Annotated in this window: 18 protein-coding genes; 16 read left to right on the top strand and 2 right to left on the bottom strand. The window is 73.0% G+C overall.

All coding sequences use genetic code 11. From position 1 onward, the window contains the following. Positions 1–7: 7 nt before the first annotated feature. On the bottom strand, positions 8–748 hold the full coding sequence (gene ppgK, locus ACI379_RS04970; protein ID WP_439790963.1) for a polyphosphate--glucose phosphotransferase: 741 nt from the start codon (positions 746–748) through the stop codon (positions 8–10). A 128-nt stretch (positions 749–876) separates the two neighbouring features. Here ppgK and ACI379_RS04965 point away from each other — a divergent pair, with 128 nt between their 5' ends. The 5 genes from ACI379_RS04965 to ACI379_RS04945 all read left to right on the top strand — a co-directional run bounded on the left by ACI379_RS04965 (position 877) and on the right by ACI379_RS04945 (position 4,414). Further along, the gene (locus ACI379_RS04965) at positions 877–1,923 is read left to right on the top strand and encodes an ATP-binding cassette domain-containing protein (protein ID WP_439790962.1); all 1,047 of its coding nucleotides are present in this window, start codon (positions 877–879) and stop codon (positions 1,921–1,923) included. After that, entirely contained in the window at positions 1,920–2,678 is a 759-nt protein-coding gene (locus ACI379_RS04960; protein WP_439790961.1) for an ABC transporter permease, read from the top strand. The genes ACI379_RS04965 and ACI379_RS04960 overlap by 4 nt, the downstream gene beginning before the upstream one ends. A 95-nt stretch (positions 2,679–2,773) precedes the next feature. Then, complete coding sequence (locus tag ACI379_RS04955; RefSeq protein WP_439790960.1) at positions 2,774–3,757, top strand: WXG100 family type VII secretion target; 984 nt, start codon at positions 2,774–2,776, stop codon at positions 3,755–3,757. Beyond that, positions 3,754–4,110, top strand: a complete 357-nt coding sequence (locus tag ACI379_RS04950; RefSeq protein WP_439790959.1) for a hypothetical protein — start codon at positions 3,754–3,756, stop codon at positions 4,108–4,110. The genes ACI379_RS04955 and ACI379_RS04950 overlap by 4 nt, the downstream gene beginning before the upstream one ends. Position 4,111: 1 nt before the next feature. After that, on the top strand, positions 4,112–4,414 hold the full coding sequence (locus ACI379_RS04945) for a hypothetical protein (RefSeq protein WP_439790958.1): 303 nt from the start codon (positions 4,112–4,114) through the stop codon (positions 4,412–4,414). On the opposite strand, the gene ACI379_RS04940 is transcribed toward ACI379_RS04945, so the two are convergent. Next, positions 4,411–5,457 carry an AbrB family transcriptional regulator gene (locus ACI379_RS04940; protein WP_439790957.1) on the bottom strand — a complete coding sequence of 349 codons (1,047 nt, stop codon included), beginning with the start codon at positions 5,455–5,457 and terminating at the stop codon, positions 4,411–4,413. The two genes, ACI379_RS04945 and ACI379_RS04940, sit on opposite strands and share 4 nt — an antisense overlap. Positions 5,458–5,679: 222 nt before the next feature. Here ACI379_RS04940 and ACI379_RS04935 point away from each other — a divergent pair, with 222 nt between their 5' ends. From ACI379_RS04935 to ACI379_RS04885, 11 genes are read left to right on the top strand one after another with little or no spacing between them, the layout of a single operon-like run. After that, on the top strand, positions 5,680–6,579 hold the full coding sequence (locus ACI379_RS04935; protein WP_439790956.1) for a carbon-nitrogen hydrolase family protein: 900 nt from the start codon (positions 5,680–5,682) through the stop codon (positions 6,577–6,579). Further along, positions 6,576–7,961: an amidohydrolase family protein gene (locus ACI379_RS04930; protein ID WP_439790955.1), complete on the top strand. Its 1,386-nt coding sequence runs from the start codon at positions 6,576–6,578 to the stop codon at positions 7,959–7,961. Before ACI379_RS04935 ends, ACI379_RS04930 begins: the two co-directional genes overlap by 4 nt. Next, complete coding sequence (locus ACI379_RS04925; protein ID WP_439790954.1) at positions 7,958–8,884, top strand: GntR family transcriptional regulator; 927 nt, start codon at positions 7,958–7,960, stop codon at positions 8,882–8,884. The genes ACI379_RS04930 and ACI379_RS04925 overlap by 4 nt, the downstream gene beginning before the upstream one ends. Beyond that, a complete protein-coding gene (locus ACI379_RS04920) occupies positions 8,884–9,864 on the top strand; it encodes a hypothetical protein (RefSeq protein WP_439790953.1) in 981 nt (326 codons plus the stop codon). Before ACI379_RS04925 ends, ACI379_RS04920 begins: the two co-directional genes overlap by 1 nt. A gap of 10 nt (positions 9,865–9,874) precedes the next feature. Continuing rightward, a complete protein-coding gene (locus ACI379_RS04915; protein ID WP_439790952.1) occupies positions 9,875–11,350 on the top strand; it encodes a 4-hydroxyphenylacetate 3-hydroxylase family protein in 1,476 nt (491 codons plus the stop codon). Then, positions 11,347–12,591 carry an amidase family protein gene (locus ACI379_RS04910; RefSeq protein ID WP_439790951.1) on the top strand — a complete coding sequence of 415 codons (1,245 nt, stop codon included), beginning with the start codon at positions 11,347–11,349 and terminating at the stop codon, positions 12,589–12,591. The genes ACI379_RS04915 and ACI379_RS04910 overlap by 4 nt, the downstream gene beginning before the upstream one ends. Continuing rightward, positions 12,588–14,630 carry an amidase family protein gene (locus ACI379_RS04905; protein ID WP_439790950.1) on the top strand — a complete coding sequence of 681 codons (2,043 nt, stop codon included), beginning with the start codon at positions 12,588–12,590 and terminating at the stop codon, positions 14,628–14,630. The genes ACI379_RS04910 and ACI379_RS04905 overlap by 4 nt, the downstream gene beginning before the upstream one ends. Then, positions 14,627–16,099 carry an NAD(P)-binding domain-containing protein gene (locus ACI379_RS04900; RefSeq protein WP_439790949.1) on the top strand — a complete coding sequence of 491 codons (1,473 nt, stop codon included), beginning with the start codon at positions 14,627–14,629 and terminating at the stop codon, positions 16,097–16,099. Before ACI379_RS04905 ends, ACI379_RS04900 begins: the two co-directional genes overlap by 4 nt. A gap of 3 nt (positions 16,100–16,102) precedes the next feature. Continuing rightward, a complete protein-coding gene (locus ACI379_RS04895; protein WP_439790948.1) occupies positions 16,103–17,008 on the top strand; it encodes a polysaccharide deacetylase family protein in 906 nt (301 codons plus the stop codon). A 5-nt stretch (positions 17,009–17,013) separates the two neighbouring features. Beyond that, the gene (locus tag ACI379_RS04890) at positions 17,014–18,459 is read left to right on the top strand and encodes an amidohydrolase family protein (protein ID WP_439790947.1); all 1,446 of its coding nucleotides are present in this window, start codon (positions 17,014–17,016) and stop codon (positions 18,457–18,459) included. Beyond that, positions 18,456–18,983, top strand: a complete 528-nt coding sequence (locus ACI379_RS04885) for a flavin reductase family protein (RefSeq protein WP_439790946.1) — start codon at positions 18,456–18,458, stop codon at positions 18,981–18,983. The genes ACI379_RS04890 and ACI379_RS04885 overlap by 4 nt, the downstream gene beginning before the upstream one ends. Positions 18,984–19,160 lie beyond the last annotated feature (177 nt).

Below are 19,160 nucleotides of genomic sequence, written 5' to 3'. Positions count from 1 at the left end.
GCGAGCGTCAGCCGCTGACCTGCGTCGCGGCGAGCGCCGCCCCGACGATGCCGGCGTTGTTGCGCAGGGTCGCCGGGACGATCTCGGTGTCGATCTCGATCAGGTGGCCGAAGTCGTCCCAGCCGGCACTCACACCGCCGCCGACGACGAACAGGTCGGGGTTGAGCAGCCGCTCGAGCGTGCGGTAGTACCGCGTGAGGCGCGCCGCCCAGGCCTCGTACGAGAGCTTCTCGGCGACCCGTACGGAGTTGGCTGCCCAGTCCTCGGCGTCGCGGCCGTCGATCTCGAGGTGCCCGAACTCGGAGTTGGGCACCAGGACGCCGTCGTGCACCAGCGCGGACCCGATCCCGGTGCCCAGCGTGGTCACCACGACGAGGCCGGACCGCCCCATGGCGGCGCCGTGGGAGACCTCGGCGAGGCCGGCGGCGTCGGCGTCGTTGACCACGTGCACCTCGCGACCCAGGGCCTCGGTGAACAGGGCGTCGGCGTCCGTCCCGATCCAGGCCGGGTCGATGTTGGCGGCCGTGTGCACCGTGCCGTGCCGGACCACGCCGGGGACCGTGACCCCGACCGGGCCCTCGACGTCGGCGAAGCCGGCCACGAGGTCGACGAAGACACCGCGCAGCGCCTCGGGGGTGGCGGGGTTGGGGGTGGGCACGTTGGCCACCTCGGCCGTGACCTGCCCGGTGGAGGGGTCCACGGGGGCGCCCTTGACCGCCGTGCCGCCGAAGTCGATGCCGAATGCCATGGCTGAACGCTAGCGGGGCCGTCGGTCCCGGGAAAAAGCCCATGGGGAATGTCGGTGGCCCGTGCGAGGGTGGTCGACGGGTCAGACCGCGAGGATGCGCGGTCCCCGCCGACGAGCGGAGGAGACACATGAGTGGGTCCATGATCGAGGCGCGGGGCCTCGTGCAGACCTTCCACACCAGGCAGGGACGGGCCAACAAGGAGGTACGAGCGGTCGACGGCGTGGACCTCGACGTCGCCGAGGGCGAGGTGGTCGGGTTCCTCGGCCCCAACGGGGCCGGCAAGACCACGACGCTGCGGATGCTCACCACCCTGCTGCGCCCCACGGCCGGCACGGCGCGTGTCGCGGGGTACGACGTCGCCACGCAGTCCGAGCAGGTGCGTCGCTCCATCGGGTACGTCTCCCAGTCGGGCGGCACGTTCTCCTCGGCGCGGGCCGGCGAGGAGGTCGTCGACCACGGCATGCTCTACGGCATCTCCAAGAGGCAGGCCGAGACCCGGGGCCGCGAGCTGTTCGAGCAGCTCCAGCTCGACGGGCTGTGGGAGCGGATGCCGCGCAACATGTCGGGCGGGCAGAAGCGTCGCCTCGACATCGCGATGGGGCTCGTCCACGACCCGACGCTGGTCTTCCTCGACGAGCCCACCACCGGGCTGGACCCGCAGGCCCGGGCCAACCTGTGGCAGCACATCGCCGAGCTGCGCAGCCAGCGCGGCGCGACGGTCTTCCTGACCACCCACTACCTTGACGAGGCCGACGCGCTCTCCGACCGGATCGTCATCATCGACAACGGCCGGATCGTCGCCTCCGACACCAGCGAGAGCCTCAAGGCGCAGGTCTCCGGCGACCTGGTCGACCTGCAGGTCGCGCCCGAGCAGGTGAGCCTGGCCGCCGAGAAGCTCGCGGCCGTCGCCGGTGCCGTGGAGACCGACGGTACCCACGTACGCGGCCGGGTGCCGCGCGCGGGTCGGGTCGTCCCCGGCCTCCTGCGCGACTTGGAGGGCCACGGCGTGACGCTCGAGTCGATCGAGGTGATGAGGCCGACCCTCGACGACGTCTTCCTCAGCCTCACCGGCCGCTCGCTGCGCGACGCGGAGGCAGAGACGCGGGCCGACAACGAGGCAGAGACGCGGACCGACGACGAGACCGAGACCGACGAGACGGGAGCGACCCGATGAGCACCTTCGTCCGCGAGTGCATGATTGTCTTCAACCGCCAGCTGCGGATGAACCTGCGCAACCCCGCCTGGGTGATCATCGGAGTGATGCAGCCGGTGCTCTACCTCGTCCTGTTCGGGCCGCTGCTCAAGCCGTTGGTGGGGCAGTTCGGAGCCACCAACGCGTACACGTTCCTGGTCCCCGGGCTGCTCGTGCAGCTGGCGATGTTCGGTGCGATGTTCGCCGGCTTCGGCCTGATCGCCGAGTGGCGCGAGGGCGTGATCGAGGCCGAGCGGGTCACGCCGGCCTCGCGCACCGCCCTGCTGGTCGGGCGACTCATGCGCGACCTGCTGCAGATCTTCGTGCAGGCGCTGCTCCTGATCGCGCTGGGCTGGGCGATGGGCATGGAGCCGTCGTGGTCCGGGGTGGTCCTCGGCGTGGGCATCGCGCTGCTCGTGGGCACGGCGATGGCGGCCGCCTCCAACGCGGTCGCGCTGACCACCAAGTCCGAGGACGTGATGGCGCCGCTCATCAACATGGTGATGATGCCGATCCTGCTGCTCAGCGGGATCATGCTGCCGATGACGCTGGGTCCGGCCTGGCTGGAGCGGGTCAGCGACGTCGTCCCGTTCCGCTGGGTCGTCGACGCCGTCCGCACCTCGTTCTCCGGGGAGTTCGTCGCCAACCAGCTCGCCTGGGGCATCGGGTGGGCCGTGGCCCTCTCGGTGCTCGGCATCTGGTGGGGCACCGCGACCTTCCGCAAGGAGAACGCCTGACGGCCACCGCGTCGCCCCGCGTCGCCCGGGTTTGTCCCCGTCCCCCACGGGGCATGGTGGCCACGGCCACACGGGGCGTGAGAGGGGAGCGGCAGATGTCCGGATTCGCGGTGGAGCTGGCAGACCTGCGGGGCTACGGCCGACAGGTGTCGAGGGCCGGTGCCGGGTGCGCCGGGGTGGGTGACTACCTCGCCTCGCACGTCACGGACGGCGACTTCGGGATGATCCTGGAGCTGCTGACCATGGAGTACGAGTCGATGATCCCCTCGTTCACCGAGGTCCTCACCCTCGACGGCGAGCGTCTCAAGGCGGCGGGCGTCTCCCTGACGGAGACCGCGGCCGACTACGCGGAGACCGACCGCAACGTCTCCCAGGAGTTCGGCGTCGGCCGGGCGATCACCGACGACAAGCGGGCCCAGGGGTTCTACGACGTCGCGGGCGTGCTGCCCGTGCCGGCCCCGAGCTGCGACACCGCCGAGCTGCCCAAGGTCTCTTTCGGGTTCGTCCTCGACAAGATCTGCGACCTCACCAACTGGATCATCGGCATCGACCCGCGCGAGTACGTCACGAAGTGGATCGCCGGCGACATCGAGAAGGCCGCCCTGCACGCCAGCGCCTGGCAGCACGTCAGCGACTGCCTCGACAAGGCCGAGCGCAACCTCGCCTCCGGGGCCTCCGCGATCTCCGCCACCTGGACCGGCGGCGCCTCGCGCAAGGCGCAGCGGTACATGGAGCGCTGGACCGACGCCCTGGCCAAGCAGTCCAACGCGATGGCCAAGGTCAGTACCCACCTCAAGGACATGATCCGCGGTGCGGTCGACCTCGCCCAGAACGTCGTCGACATCATCCGCATGATCATCTCGATCTGCAGCGCGGCGATCTCGTCGTCGTACATCCCGCTGTGGGGTCAGTGGAAGGCGGTCAAGACGATCAAGGAGGCGTGGGAGCTGTTCAAGACCGCCCGCAAGGCGATCATGGCGTTCTGGCAGATCATCACGACCTTCAAGAACCTGATCATCTCCTTCGTCCACGCCATCACGGCCGAGTCGCTGCCTGACGTTCCCGCGGTCCCCGCGTGAGCACCTCGGCCGCGGAGGAGGCGTTCGCCGAGGCCGTGGCGGCGTTCCGGGGCACCCTGGAGGCGTCCCGCGCGCACATGGCTGCCGTCGCCTCCGACCCGGTGCACACGCCCGAGGAGCGGCGCGAGTTCCACGAGGACGCGCTCAGCGGACGCCTCGGCCCCGACATGAAGCGGCTCGCCCAGCACGTCGAGGACGGCGACACCAGCTGGGGCGAGGTCTTCGAGGGCACCACCGAGTACGCCGAGCTCCTGCACGGCCACCTCGACACGATGGAGGAGCGCTACGCGGAGGACTGGAAGCGTACGCTCGAGGACGACCCCACCTTCGACCCCAGCCCCGTGGAGGAGTGACGTGGACGCTCAGCGTGGCGACGAGGTCTCTGCGGGTGGTGGGTTCCTCCGGGTGGTGCAGGGGTTCCTGCTGGAGGCGGTGAGCAACGGCGCGATCTTCATGTCGCTGATCGTGCTCATCGCGGGCATCATCACCAAGCAGCCCGCCTGGATCGCGGTCGGCGTCGTCGTCGGCGTGCTCGGCATGGCGCTGCCGTGGTTCGCGATGGCACGCAAGTGGAGCGACCCGGCCATGTGGGCACTCGTGGTCCCGATCCTGCTCCTCGACGTGGGCCTGCTCGTCTGGATGTGGAAGGCCGCCTAGCCTCGCCCCGACGAGCGGCCCGGCTCCCCGCGCCGCAGGTACGCTGCCACGAACGGCGCCGAGCCGAGGATGATGAGCAGCCGTACGACCTGCGAGGCGGCCACGAAGCCGACGTCACCGCCGGTGGCCTCGGCCGTACCCATCACTGCGTAGATGCCTCCGGGCGTGGTGGCCAGGTAGGCGTCGAGCGCGCTGACGCCGGTGGTCACGGTGAGCAGCCACGCGAGCGCCGCGCAGGAGACGAGGGTGATGCTGGTGGCGACGAGTGCGGTCGGCACCAGCGCCCCGATCTGGCGGATCGACGCGGGGGTGAACTTCAGACCCACGTGGACGCCGATGGCGAGGTAGCCGAGCGCCTTCACGACCGGCGGCACGGCCGCGTCGGAGAAGGCCGGCGTCAACGACAGCACCGCGGCCGCGACCAGCGGACCCAGCATCTGGAACGACGGCATCCGTACGACCTTGCCGCCGACCAGCCCGAGCGCGACGGCGGCGGCGGCGTACACCCAGTCGACCCACGACCCGGTCTCGACGGGGCTTCCGGACCCGTTGGCCCCCGCGCCCAGCACGACCACGACCACCACCGGCATCGTCACCAGCACGACGAGGAGCCGCAGGTACTGCAGCACCGCGACCACCCGGTCGTCGGCGCCGAGGTCCTCGGCGAGTGCGGTCAGGCCGGCGGCCCCGCCGGCGATCGTGGAGAAGGTGGCGGTGGGGCGCGAGACGCCGTGGCGCAGCAGGAGCCGTCCGGCCAGGACGCTGACCACCAGTGAGAAGCAGGAGGCCAGCAGCACCATCGCCCAGCCGCCACCGAGGTCGCGCATGGAGGCCCAGTCGACCGACGCGCCCACCACGACGCCCACGACGGCCTGGCCGCCGTTGAACGCGACCGCCGGGAGCCGGGCGCCCTCGGTCGGCAGCAGCGCCCACACGAGCGCGCCGAGCAGTCCGCCGAACAGGAACGGCGTCGGCAGCCCGGCCCACGCGAGCAGGCCCGAGGCGGCCAGGGCCAGCAGCAGGATGATCGACCAACGGCGCATGGCGCGGGAATGTAACGCGGGACAGCCGGGACACAAAACCCCGCCTGACCTGCGATTTTACGATCGTGTGTCCCGCTGTCCCAGTCCATGTAACAGCCGCGAGAAGTCTGCTCCGACCGCTGTAAACAGCCTGTGAACCCCGGCGGGACAGGCCGAATTCGTCCCTAGATTCAGCCCTGTCGTCGGGCACTCGGCCCGGCCCCAGGGATCGGAGCGGGACTCGTGCCAGACCTCAACCAGCAGGCCACGGACACCCCGGAGCGCTACACCGTGGCGGCCACCCAGCCGCTGCGCATCGTGGGCGAGGACGGCACCCCCAACGTGGACCAGGCGGTGGCGATCGTCGGCCGGGCCGCCGCCCGTGGCGCGGACCTGCTGCTCTTCCCCGAGTTCTGCCCCGGACCGGTCGACGCCGGCGACCCCTTCTACGACGCCGAGCCCGCCCTGTCGGCGGCGGCCGCCGAGCACGGCATCAACGTGGTGTGGAGCCGTACGGAGCGGTGCGAGGACGGCCTGGACCGTCTCGTCGTCTACGTGACCGACCGCACCGGCGCCCGCCACCTGCGCTACGAACGCACCCACCCCGCCACGCTGCCGCCGGCCGAGACCAAGGGCGTGATCAGCCCCGGCAACGCGTTCGGCGTCTTCGACATCGACGGCCTGCGCCTCGGCATCGTCGTCTGCTCGGAGATGTGGACCCCCGAGGTGGCCCGGATCGTGGCCCTGCGCGGCGCCGAGATCATCCTGTCGCCCGCCGGTGGCGGCTTCACCGCGCTGACCCGCAACTGGCAGCTCGTCAACCAGGTCCGTGCGATCGAGAACCAGTGCTACGTCGCGCTCACCAACAACCGCTTCGGCGTCGAGGAGGGCGCGGCGATGATCACCGGCCCGGAGTACCCGCTCGGGTACGCCGGCCGCGAGGAGCTGCTGGTCTGCGAGCTCGACCTCGCACGGCTGCGGTGGCTGCGCGCCCACGACGACACGATGGCCGCACCGAAGGCGTTCACCTCCATCCCGGGCCTGCTGCGGGCGCGGCGCCCCGAGCTGTACGCCGAGCTGGCCGCCCCGCAGCCCGACGCGTACGACTACGCCAACGGTCGCCCCGCCGGAGCCTCGGCATGACCCCGGTGGAGGGCGGCGGCCGTACGGTCCTGGCCCGCGGCGCCTGGGTGATGGCGCCGACCCCGGTCCGCGACGGCGCGGTGGTGTGGAGCGACGACCGGATCGTCGCGGTCGGTCCGTACGCCGAGCTGGCCGCGCAGTACCCGGACGCGGAGGTCCGCGGCAGCGCGTACGACATCGTCGGTCCCGGGTTCGTCAACACCCACGGCCACTTCTCCGAGGGCCTGGTGACCGGCATCGCCAGCCAGTACACGCTGTGGGAGTGGATCGACGCGCTGATCCGCAGGCTCAAGCCGCACACGACCGCCGAGGTGGCGCGCGCCGGCACGCTGGTGTCGGGGATCCAGATGCTGCGCAGCGGGATCACGACCGCCAACGACATGTTCGTCACGCAGCCGCGCCCCGACGGCCCGGTCACCCCGGCCGTGGTCACCGCGCTCGACGAGCTCAACCTGCGCGGCGTCGTCTCCTTCGGGGCCGGCGACCGCGACAACGACGACCTCGAGCCGCAGTTCACCGAGCACGAGGCGCTGCTGGAGGCGGCCCGCGCCAGCCGGCTCTCGACGTTCCGGGTCGGCGTCGGTGCGCTGGGCGCCCAGTCGCCGGAGATGTTCGGCCGGACCGTCGCGCTGGCCGTCGACGGCGGGCACGGCGTCCACATCCACCTGCAGGAGATCCGCGAGGAGGTCACCGCCGTGATGGCGGCGTACGGCCGGACCGCGGTCGCCCACTGCGCCCACGAGGGCCTGTTCGCGGCGCCGACCCTGGCCGCCCACTGCGTCTGGGTCGACCGCCACGACCGCGCGCTGATGGCCGAGCACCGCGTCGGCGTCGCCCACAACCCGGTCGCCAACGGCATCCTCGCCTCCGGGATCGCGCCGGTCGCGGAGATGCGGGCGCTGGGGATCGACGTCGGCATCGGCGTCGACGGGGCCGCCTCCAACGACTCCCAGGACTTCCTGCAGGCGGTGAAGACGGCCGCCCTGCTGGCCCGGGTTCGCGACCTGCAGGCGACGGCGATGCACGCCAGGGAGGCGTACGAGATGGCCACCATCGGTGGTGCGCGGGCGCTGCGGATGGACGACGAGATCGGCTCGCTGGAGGTCGGCAAGAAGGCCGACGTCGTCATCCTCGACGGCACCGGCCCCACGCTCGCCAACGTCCACGACCCGTACCAGGCGGTCGTCTTCGTGGCGGGGTCGCGGGAGGTCAAGGAGGTCTGGGTCGACGGCCGGGCCAGCGTCCTGGACCACGACGTCGTCACCGTCGACGCCGCCGAGGTCGCCGCGCAGTCGCGGCCGGTGGCGGTCGAGCTGGTCTCCCGGTCCGGGCTCGCCGCCCAGTCTGTTCTCGCGGAGCCGGCCCTGGTGGGGGCGTCATGAGCGACATCGCCCCGACCCTCGACGAGGTGCACCGCACCCTGCTCGACCGGATCGTCTCCGGCGCCTACCCGGTCGGCTCGAAGCTGCCGTCGTGCCGTGCCCTGGCCGCCGACCTCAACTCCAACTCCACCACCGTGGACCGGGCGATCAGCCGCCTCGCGCACCGCGGCCGGGTCCGTACGGTGCCGCGGCGCGGGACGTACGTCGTCGACTCCGGCGAGGGCGCCAGCGACGCCCGCGACGTGGTCCGCGCCCAGCTCGACGAGGTGCTGCTGCGGGCCCGCCGGCTCGGCCTGACGCGTGAGGAGCTGGACGAGCTGCTCGCCGGTGCCCGCGACCGGGTGGACCAGATGCGCAGGATCGCGCTGGTCGAGTGCAACGACCGCGACATGCGGCGCCTGCAGGAGATCGTGCAGGCCGCGGGCCGGGTCGAGGTGCAGCCGGTGCTGCTCTGCGACGCGGTCGGCCGCCGCCTCGACGAGGAGTTCGACGCCGTCGCGGTCCCGGTCTTCCACCTCAACGACGTCGCCGCGCTGGTGGGCGACATGGACGCCGTGATCGAGCTGCCGCTGGTGACGTCGCCGACGGCGCTGCGCCGCCTCATCTCGCTGCGCGACCTGGAGCGGGTCGTGGTGGTCGCGCCGACCGCGCGGGGCGTGCAGTGGATGACGGCGATCGTCGGCCAGTACTACCCGGGCGAGATCGACGGCTTCGTCATCGGCACCGACGACCCCGAGCTGCTCGCCGAGGCGCCCGCGGTGGTCGTGAACAACGCCGCCAACGTCCCGGCGGCGCTGGAGAACCAGCTGCACCGCGTCATCGCCATCGAGTGGGAGCTCGACCACCGCTTCGCCGCCGGCCTGGCCGGGCGGATCGACGCGGTCATCGACTCCCGCCGCACCCCACGACTGGAGGCTTCCTGATGTCCCGTCTGCGCGTCGGCCTGTCCGACTCCGCCCGTACCCGCCCGCTCGCCGACGGCCGCGTGGTCGTCGAGGGCGCCGACCTCGACGTCACCCTGATGGGCGTCCAGGACCTGTTCAACCACCAGCTCGCCGAGCACACCTTCGACATCTGCGAGTTCCCGCTGGGCACGTACCTGCGCAGCCTGGAGCAGCCGGGCCAGCCGTACCTGGCGGTCCCGGTCTTCCCCTCGCGCCACTTCCGCCTGTCCAGCGTGTACGCCTCCGAGCGCAGCGACGTGGTGGTGCCGGCCGACCTGGCCGGGCGCCGGATCGGGATCCCGACGTTCGACATGGCGGCCGGGGTGTGGCTGCGCGGCATCCTGCAGGAGCGTTACGGCCTGGACCGGTTCGCCCCGACGTACGTCATCGGGGGCCTGGAGCACGCCCGCACCGGCGACGAGCACCCGCAGTACTACCCGCCCGGCTTCACCTTCGAGCACCGTACGGATGCCAGCCTCGCGGACCTGCTGGCCGCGGGCGAGATCGACGCCCTGATGACGGCGCGGGCGCCCTCGACGTGGCCCGACGGCGGCGTGCGGCGGTTCTTCAAGGACCCGCGCGCCGAGGAGCTGGCGTACCACCGCGAGACCGGGATCTTCCCGGCGATGCACGTGGTGGCCCTCAAGCGCAGCGTCGCCGAGGCGTACCCGGAGCTGCCGATGGCGCTGCTGCGTGCATTCACGCAGGCCCAGGCCGTGGCCCGCGCGCAGCTGCTCGACTCCGCGGCGCTGGAGACGTTCCTGCCGTGGGAGCTCGACGACCTGCTCGAGACCGAGCGCCAGCTGGGGCCGGACCCGTGGCCGGTCGGCCTCGCCGCCAACCGCCACATGCTCGCCACGACCGTCGAGTACTGCCTGGCCGACGGCCTCATCACCACCGAGTTCACGCCCGAGGACCTGTTCCGCGGTCCCGGCGACACCGACGTCCTGCACACCTGAGGAGCCCCGCATGAGCACTACCCCCACCACTCCCGCCCCCCAGGTCGACGCCGGCCTGCGCACCGGCCACGACTACCTGGAGAGCCTCAACGACGGGCGTGACGTACGCGTCGACGGCGAGCGCGTCGCCGACCTGGCCGCGCACCCGGCGTTCCGCGGCATGGCGCTGACGATGGCGGCCGCGTACGACGCCGCCCACGAGCCGGGGTCGCCGCTGGTCGACCCGGCCACGGGGCAGCTCGCCTTCTTCACGATCCCCCGCACCGCCGAGCAGCACGCGCTCCGCAAGGCGGCGCTGGAGGCGTGGGTGGGGATGACGCACGGGTTCATCGGTCGCGGACCCGACCACGTCGCCGGCCTGCTCGCCGGCTTCGCCGGCAACTCGGCGGCCTTCACCCCGACCACGGGCGAGGGGACCGACCGCGACGTGCCCGGCACCGTCGAGGCGTTCCACGCGTACGCCGCCGCCCGCGGGCTGTGGATCTCGAACTCGATCGTCCCGCCGCAGCAGAACCCGCACGACCCGACCAGCCGCGTGAAGCCGGTGCAGCTGGTGGAGGTCCGCGAGGACGGGATCGTCGTCGACGGCGCGCAGATGCTCGGCACGGGCGCCGCGGTGGCCGACGAGATCTTCGTGACCAGCGTCCGCCCGCTCGGCCCGAACGAGGGCGAGAAGGCCCTGTCGTTCGTGCTGCCGGTCAACGCGGAGGGGCTGCGGCTGATCTGCCGCCGCCCGTACGCGACGGCCGGTGAGGAGTTCGACTACCCGCTGAGCAACCGCTTCGACGAGACCGACGCGATGGTGGTCTTCGACCGCGTGTTCGTGCCGTGGTGGCGGGTCTTCGCGGCCGGCGACGTGGCCGTGGTGAACCGCCAGTTCTTCGGCACCGCCGCCCACCAGATCGGCAACATGCAGTCGATCGTGCGGCTCACCGCCAAGCTGCAGTTCCTGGTCGGCGTGGCCAGCCGGATCGCGAAGGCCAACGGCCGCGACGCCGACATGGCGATCAAGATGCAGCTGGCCGACCTCGCCACGATCCACACCGTGTCGCGCTCGCTGACCGAGTCGGCGCAGGCGTTCGGCGGACCGGACGAGCAGGGCGTGTGGCGCCCCGAGGGGCAGTTCCTGTACGCCGCGCTGGGCATGCAGACCGAGGTGTACCCGCGCGCGGTCAAGCTCCTCGGCGAGCTCGCCGGCGGCGGCGTGATCCAGGTGCCCGGCTCGGTGCTGGACTTCGACGACGACGAGACGGTCGCCTCGATGGACGTCGTGATGGGGTCGGACCACCTGTCGGTGCGCGACCGGGTGCGCCTCTTCAAGCTCTGCTGGGACCTGGTGGGGTCGGAGTTCGCGGGCCGCCACGTGCAGTACGAGCGCTTCTACTCCGGTGCGGCCCCGGTGGTGAAGGGATACGCGTTCCGCCACTACCCGTTCGCCGACGCCGAGGCGCTGGTGGACGGCTTCCTCTCCGCCCCCGCACGATGACGGCGACGACCAGTCCGGCACCCGCCGCCGGGTCGGCGCTGCCCGCCGACCTGCTGGCTCCCGCCGGCGACGTCCACGTCCCGGCCACCGCCCGCGGTCGTCTGGACGGCGTCCGGGTCGCGGTGAAGGACCTCTTCGACGTGGCCGGTCGGGTCACCGCGGCCGGCAACCCGACGCTGGCCGCCGGCGCCCCCGCGACCGGGCACGCCGCCGCGGTGTCGGGGCTGCTCGCGGCGGGTGCCGAGGTGGTCGGCAAGGTCGCCACCGACGAGCTCGCGATGGGCATGTTCGGCGCCAACTCCCACTACGGCACGCCGCTCAACCCGGCTGCCGTGGACCGGGTGCCGGGCGGGTCGTCGTCGGGCAGCGCGGCGGCGGTCGCGGCGGGTGCCGCGGACCTGGGCCTGGGCACCGACACGGGCGGCTCGATCCGGGTGCCGGCCGCGTTCTGCGGCCTGGTCGGGCTGCGGCCCACCCACGGCCGGATCGACCTGACCGGCGTACGACCGATGGCGCCGCGCTTCGACACGGTCGGGCTGCTGGCCCGTACCCCGGACCGGGTCGCGGCCGCCTTCGCGGCGCTGGCCGCCCCGGTGGCCGAGAGGCGTACCTGCACCCGGCTGGTGCTGCTCACCGATCTCCTCGACCTGGCCGACGCCGACGTCGCCGCCCGCACCCGGCTGAGCACCGCCGGCTGGGCGGCCCGCCTCGACGTGGAGGTCGTCGAGGAGACCCTGGTGCCCGCAGGTGCCGGCTGGCCGGGGCTGCGCGAGATCTTCTGGCCGCTGATGAGCCGCGAGCTGTGGCGTACGAACGGGGCGTGGGTCTCCGAGGCGGACCCGGTGCTGGGGGAGGGGATCCGCGAGCGGATCCTCGACGCCGGTCTGGTCACCGACGCCGAGGTCGCTCGCGCGGAGGAGCAGCGTGCCGCGCTGGTCTCCCGGCTGGAGGCGCTGCTGGCCGACGGCGGGGTGGCGGTGCTGCCGACCACGGTCGCCACGGCCCCGCTGCGGACGGCCTCGCACGCCGAGCTGATGGCGTTCCGGGACCGCAACCTGGCCCTGGTCGTCCCCGCCTCGCTGACCGGCGCGCCGCAGGTCTCGATGCCGGTCGGACGTCTCGCCTCGCCTGCGGCCGGCACCGACGCCCCGGTCGGGGTGTCGCTGTTGGGCCTGCCGGGGGACGACGAGCTGCTCCTCGACCTGGTCGGGGTGCGGAACGTTTCCGGGGTCGTCTCGTGACCGCCCGGACCGCGACCGGTGAGCGGGTCGCGCCGACCCCGTTCGTGCTGAGCACCGACGCGCCGGTGCTGCGACCCCTCGAGGGCGCCGCCGTGCTGGCGCAGGTGGTGCTCAACCTGGAGCACTGGACGCTTGACCGGCCGATGCCGCGGGCGGCCCTGCCCGCCCCGCACGGCCTCAGCGTCGTGCCGGACGTGGCCAACCACTCGTGGGTGCTGTACGGCCTGCGGGTCGGGCTGCCGCGGGTCGCCCGCGCGCTGGCGCCGCTGGGTACGAAGGTGACGGTCGCTCTCAACGCCGAGGTGATCGAGCGCTACCCGGCGGTCGCCGACCTCGTCGAGTCGTACGGCTGGGAGGTCGCCGCCCACGGGCTGCGCCAGCAGTCCGTCCAGTCGGTGGACGACGAGGCCGCCTGGGTGGCCGGGACGGTCGAGGCGATCACCGCCCGCTTCGGGGCGCCGCGCGGCTGGCTGAGCCCCGGCATGAACCAGACCGACGACTCGCTGGCCCACCTGGCGCGCCACGGGATCGCGTACAACCACGACTGGATGGTCGACGACCGGCCGGTGTGGCTGGACAGCGCGGCCGGGCCGGTGCTGGGGCTTCCGTACACGCTGACCCTCAACGACGTCACCGTCTACCAGGTCGCCCAGCTCGCCGACGGCGCGCTGCTCGACCGCACCCGCCGCACGCTGGCCGTGCACCTCGCCGAGGGTGCGGCCAACCCGGTGGTGATGCCCGTCGGCCTGCACCCGCACGTGATGGGGGTGCCGCACCGCATCGCCGAGCTGGAGCAGATCGTCGAGCTGCTCGTGGGTACGCCGGGCGTGCGCGCGGTGACGGCCGGCGAGGTCCACGACTGGTACGCCGCGCAGGTGCCGGCCCCGCTCCACGACGAGGTCCGCGCCTTCACCCACCTCTCCGGCGAGGCGCCGCTGACCTCCGGCCCGCTCGCCGGGACGGCGGTCGCGGTGAAGGAGATCATCGACGTCGCGGGGATGCCGACCACGTACGGCTCCGGTGTCTTCGCCGACCGCGTCCCGTCCGCCGACGCGGAGGCCGTCGCCCGGTTGCGGGCGGCCGGTGCGCACGTGGCCGGCATGGTGACCACGACCCCGTACGCCTGCGGCACCACGACGGTGACGGACAACCCGGCCGCCCCCGGGTACACGCCGGGCGGTTCGTCGGCCGGCTCCGGCGCGGCCGTCGGGGCGGGACTGGTCTCCGTCGCGCTCGGCAGCCAGAGCCAAGCCTCCACGCTGCGCCCGGCGTCGTACTGCGGGGTGTGGGGGTTCAAGCCGACGCACCTGCGGCTGCCGCGGGACGGGATGCACCTGCTCGCCGACGACCTCGACGACCTCGGGGTGCTGGCGGCGACGCGGGACGACCTGGCCGCGGTGCTGCCGGTGCTGGCCGACGACTGGCGCGACGTCGCTCGGCCGGCCCGGCTGCGGGTCGGGGTGGTCCGGCTCGACGACGGCGACCTGCCGGACGAGGAGACCCGTACGGCCCTGGCGGCGCTCGTGGACCGCTTCGCAACCACGGCCGCGGTCGAGGTCGTCCGCGGCACCCCGCCGCTCGTGGCCCTGGACGAGGCGCTGGCCGGGTCCGGGCTGGTCTGCTTCGACATCTTCGCGGGGCAGAGCGCCCCGGCGCTGGCGTCGTACGTCGCCGCCGGGGAGCCCGACCCGCGGCTGGGCGAGATGGTCGCGCACGCCGAGGCGACCGGGCCGGACGGTCTGGCGCTCGCGCTGCAGCGTCGCGCGGTCCTCGCCGAGCAGTACGCCGCGCTCTCCGCCGAGGTCGACGTGCTGCTGACGCTGGCCACGACGGGCCCCGCGCCGTACGGGCACGACAGCACCGGGTGCCGGCGGATGCCGGCGACCTCGTCCCTGCTGGGGGTGCCGGCCCTGTCCGCCCCCTGGCTCACCGTCGACGGCCGCCCGCTGGGCGTCCAGCTGCTCGGCTTCGCGGGCCGCGACGAGGAGCTCCTCGCCGCCGCCCACACCCTTCAGATCCTCGAGGAGGAGACCCGATGAACACTCCCAACCCCACCCCTCACACCGGTCTGGCCAGCCTGGCCGCCCTGGAGGCCGAGGTGGAGCGCCAGCTCGGCCTCACCGCGTACCCGCGCCCGCAGTGGCTGACCCCGAAGGTGGCCGCGGACGGTCGCGAGGCGGTGGACGTGCTCATCATCGGCGGCGGTCAGGCGGGTCTGACGCTTGCGTTCGCGCTGAAGCGTCGGGCGATCACGAACACGCTCATCCTGGAGGCGGCCCCGGCGGGCAGCGAGGGCCCGTGGACGACGTACGCCGCGATGCACACGCTGCGCACGCCGAAGGCGCTGACGGGGCCGGACCAGGGCGTGCCGGCGCTGACGCCGGAGTCCTGGTACCGCGCCGCGCACGGCGACGCGGCGTGGGAGTCGCTGACGCACATCCCGAAGGAGCACTGGCAGGACTACCTCGCGTGGTTCCGCCAGGTGACGGCGCCGCGGATGAACAACGAGGACGCGGTCACCGACGTACGCCCGACCGACGACGGCCTGCTGGAGGTCACGCACACCTCGGGAACGACGCTGGCGCGCCGGGTGGTCCTGGCCACCGGGCTCGCCGGCAACGGCGCCTGGGGCGTGCCGTCGATCATCGCGGACGCGGTACCGACGGAGCGGTACGTGCACACGGGTGCGCCGGTCGACTTCTCCCGCTTCGCCGGGCAGCGGGTCGGGGTGCTCGGCGGCGGCGCGTCGGCGTTCGACTACGCGGCCTCGGCGCTGGAGCACGGTGCGCAGTCGGTGGACCTCTTCTACCGGCGCGCGGAGATCCCGAGGGTCAACCCGTTCCGGTGGATGGAGTTCTACGCGTTCGGGGCGCACTTCCCGGACCTGCCGGACGAGGACAAGTGGCGCTTCACGGTCCAGTTCCAGCGGGTCAACCAGCCTCCGCCGCAGCCGACCTGGTTCCGCTGCACCCGCTTCGACGGGTTCGGGTGGCACACGTCGGCCGGCTGGGACGCGGTGCGCATGGACGGCGACGAGATCGTGGTCGACTCCGGTGCGGGCGAGTTCCGGTTCGACTCCGTCATCAGCGCCACCGGGCCGACGGTCGAGCTGGCCGCGCGCCCGGAGCTGGCGCGCCTCGCGCCGGAGGTGGCGTCGTGGCGCGACCGGTTCACCGCGCCCGAGGGCTGGGAGGACGACGCCCTGGCGACGTACCCGTACCTGGCCGACGACTTCTCCTTCACCGAGGTGGAGCCGGGCCGGGCGCCGTGGATCGGCCACGTGCACGACTTCACCTACGGCGCGCGGCTGTCGATGGGGCTCAACGGCAACATGAACTCCGGGCTGGGCGCCGGCGGACGACGGCTCGCGGACGCCCTGTCACGCTCGATGTTCCTCGAGGACCGCGACGGCTTCTTCGCCTCGTACCAGGCGTTCGACGTGGCCGAGCTGGTCGACACGGGTCGGCCGGCCGAGACGGTGCCGGTGCCCGCCCCGGTCGGGGTCTGAGCCGTGCCCGGACTGCCGGGGCCGGGGACCGACCGCGACTTGGTCGGGTACGGCCGGCACCGCCCGGACCCGGCGTGGCCGGGCGGTGCGCGGATCGCGCTCAACCTGACCGTCAACGTCGAGGAGGGCGCGGAGTACCAGGTCGGCGACGGCGACCCGGCGAGCGAGTCGCCGCTGACCGACGGCGGTGCCGCCGGTGCCGACGTGCCGGGCCGTGACCTGGCCGCGGAGTCGATGGTGGCGTACGGGTCGCGGGTCGGCTTCTGGCGGATCCACCGGATGCTGTCCGAGCGTGGCCTGGTCGCGACGACGTCGGCGTGCGCGCTGGCGCTGGAGCGTACGCCCGACATCGCGTCGGCGGCGCGGGAGGCGGGCTGGGACCTGCTGGGTCACGGGTACCGGTTCACGAAGCACTACCTCCTCGACGAGGAGGCGGAGCGTGCGGAGATCGGTGCGGCGCTGGCGTCGTTCGAGCGGACCTGGGGGAGCCGGCCGGCTGGTTGGTACTGCCGTTACGGGCCGTCGCTGAGCACGCGGCGGCTGCTGGTGGAGGCGAGGTTGTCGTACGACTCGAACGCCTACGACGACGAGCTGCCGTACTGGACGAGCGTGGCGGGGCGCGACCACCTGGTGGTGCCGCACACGTTCTCGGCCAACGACAACAAGTACGCGAAGGGCTGGTGGGCGACGGCCGACGACGCGTTCACGTACCTGCGGGACTCGTTCGACGTGTTGTACGCGGAGGGCGGCGGGATGCTGGTGGTGTCGCTGCACCCGCGGATCACGGGGCACCCGGCGCGGGCGGCGGGGCTGGCGCGGTTCCTGGACCACGTGGCCGCGCACGACGACGTGTGGGTGGCGACGCGCTCGGAGATCGCGGAGCACTGGCGGGCGGTGCACCCGCGATGAGACGCATGCTCCTCACGGGAGGGACCGTCCTGGCCGGGGCCGACTGGGTGCCCGAGGCCGCCGACGTGCTGGTCGTGGACGGCGTGGTGGCCGCGCTCGAGCCGCACGGCAGCTTCGACCACGTGGACGCGGAGCGGGTGGACGCCTCGCGGCGGCTGGTGACGGCGGGGCTGGTGAACGGGCACACGCACTCGCAGGCGCTGCACGCGCGTGGGGTGAACCGGGACTGGACGTTGGAGACCTCCTTGCTGCACGGCGGCTGGTTGTCGGCCCCGCGTACGGCGGAGCTGGCGCGGTTGTCGGCGCTGCTGTGCGGAGTGGAGCTGCTGGGGTCGGGGTGCACGGGCGCGTTCGACCTGGTGGCGCAGTCGCCGCTGCCGGACGTGGAGGGCCTGTCGGCGGTCGCCGAGGGGTACGCCGCGGCCGGGGTGCGTGCGGTGCTGGCGCCGATGGTGGCGGACCGGTCGGTGCACGAGGCGGTGCCGGTGATCGGGGAGTGCTGCGGGGTGCCTGGCTCAGCGGCTACTGCTGCCGAGCTGGTGGCGTTGTCGGCGCGCTGGGCCTCGACTGCCCGGCCCGCGGGTGTGCAGGCGGCGGTGGCGCCGACGATCCCGGCGCACTGCACGCCGGAGCTGGTGGCTGGGTTGCACCGGGTGGCGGTCGAGCACGACCTGCGGGTGCACCTGCACCTGGCGGAGTCGGTGCCGCAGGCGGTGAGTGGGCGGGAGCGGTTCGGCCGTTCGATCACCGCCGAGCTGGCGGCGCAGGGGGTGCTGGACGGCCGGCTGACGGTGGCGCACGCCCTGTGGGTGGACGGTGCTGATCGTGAGCTGCTCGCTGAGGCGGGTGCCGTGGCGGTGACGGTGCCGGGCTCGAACCTGCGGTTGGGGTCGGGCGTGGCGGACATCCGCGGGCTGCTGTCGGCCGGGGTGCGTCTCGCGGTCGGTACGGACGGCGCGAACTCGGCGGACCGGATGGACCAGCTCGACGCCGCCCGGCTGGCTGCGCTGCTGTCGCGGGTCTCCGGCGGCGGACCGCCGTCGTGGCTGACGCCGGAGGAGACCCTGTCGGCCGCCAGCGCGGGCGGTGCCGCGGCGTGCGGCTGGTCGGACGTGGGCGTGCTCGCGCCCGGGTACGCCGCCGACCTGGTCCTGTGGGACCTCGACGCGCCGGCGTTCTGGCCGGTGAACGACCTGACGAACCAGCTGGTGACCGCCGGGCGCGCTGCTGACGTGCGCGACGTGTACGTGGGCGGGCGGCCGGTGCTGGCCGGCGGTGCGCCCGTCGGCGTCGACGTGGCTGGTGCGCGGGGTCGGTTCCTCGAGCTGGTGGAGGAGCTGCACGGCGGGGCTCTGCCGTTGCGCGAGTCCGCTGCTGCTCAGGCCGCTGCCTGCGCCGCCTCGCTGGCCGAGCTCGTGTCCACCCACTCACCCCGAACAGGAGTCCGATGACCACCCCCACGTCCACGCTGGTTGAGCCTGTCGAAACCGGGCCCACCACGGTCGACCCCCACGAGCTCCGCCGCACCATCGCCCGGGTGCCGGCGCCCGTGACCCTGGTCGCGACGTACACGGAGTCGGGGCCGGTGGGCTTCACGGCGAGCAGCTTCGTGAACATCTCGGTCGAGCCGCCGCTGGTGGGGGTGTTCGTCGGCCAGACGTCGCGCTCGTACGACACCTTCCGTGCCGCCGAGGTGGTGGCCATCAACCTGCTCTCCGACGAGCAGTCCGACGTGGCCGGGGTCTTCGCATCGAAGGTCGACGACAAGTTCGCCCACGTGGAGTTGGACGCGGGGTACCCGTCGGCCCCGGTGATCGACGACGCGATGGGCGCCATCGTGGGCCGGGTTGTCCAGACCCCCGTGCTCGGCGACCACGTGATGCTGGTCCTCCACGTCGAGCAGGTCGTACGCCGCGTGCACGCGCCGCTGGTCTACCAGGACCGGAGGTTCAGGGGGTTGGTGGACGTGGTGTGAGGCGTGCCTACCGTCCTTATCGGGTCCCTGAGTTCCCTACAACACCAGACGACGGACGGCCTTGGCCGCACCTGACGTCGCGCTTCCGTGCACCTCGCGGACGTGGTAGCTGCAGATGGGTACTCCGTGGAGCGTTGTCGTTGCCGAGGCAACCGTCTTCATGGTGTTGAGGACTTC

The organism is Nocardioides sp., assembly GCF_051876515.1.
Taxonomy (GTDB): domain Bacteria; phylum Actinomycetota; class Actinomycetes; order Propionibacteriales; family Nocardioidaceae; genus Nocardioides.
This window is presented reverse-complemented; position numbering and strand designations above follow the sequence as displayed.

Coding starts and splice junctions, on each gene's coding strand:
- ppgK (WP_439790963.1), bottom strand. CDS start 748: ATGGCATTCGGCATCGACTTCGGCGGCACGGCGGTCAAGGGCGCCCCC.
- ACI379_RS04965 (WP_439790962.1), top strand. CDS start 877: ATGAGTGGGTCCATGATCGAGGCGCGGGGCCTCGTGCAGACCTTCCAC.
- ACI379_RS04960 (WP_439790961.1), top strand. CDS start 1,920: ATGAGCACCTTCGTCCGCGAGTGCATGATTGTCTTCAACCGCCAGCTG.
- ACI379_RS04955 (WP_439790960.1), top strand. CDS start 2,774: ATGTCCGGATTCGCGGTGGAGCTGGCAGACCTGCGGGGCTACGGCCGA.
- ACI379_RS04940 (WP_439790957.1), bottom strand. CDS start 5,457: ATGCGCCGTTGGTCGATCATCCTGCTGCTGGCCCTGGCCGCCTCGGGC.
- ACI379_RS04930 (WP_439790955.1), top strand. CDS start 6,576: ATGACCCCGGTGGAGGGCGGCGGCCGTACGGTCCTGGCCCGCGGCGCC.
- ACI379_RS04925 (WP_439790954.1), top strand. CDS start 7,958: ATGAGCGACATCGCCCCGACCCTCGACGAGGTGCACCGCACCCTGCTC.
- ACI379_RS04920 (WP_439790953.1), top strand. CDS start 8,884: ATGTCCCGTCTGCGCGTCGGCCTGTCCGACTCCGCCCGTACCCGCCCG.
- ACI379_RS04915 (WP_439790952.1), top strand. CDS start 9,875: ATGAGCACTACCCCCACCACTCCCGCCCCCCAGGTCGACGCCGGCCTG.
- ACI379_RS04910 (WP_439790951.1), top strand. CDS start 11,347: ATGACGGCGACGACCAGTCCGGCACCCGCCGCCGGGTCGGCGCTGCCC.
- ACI379_RS04900 (WP_439790949.1), top strand. CDS start 14,627: ATGAACACTCCCAACCCCACCCCTCACACCGGTCTGGCCAGCCTGGCC.
- ACI379_RS04890 (WP_439790947.1), top strand. CDS start 17,014: ATGCTCCTCACGGGAGGGACCGTCCTGGCCGGGGCCGACTGGGTGCCC.
- ACI379_RS04885 (WP_439790946.1), top strand. CDS start 18,456: ATGACCACCCCCACGTCCACGCTGGTTGAGCCTGTCGAAACCGGGCCC.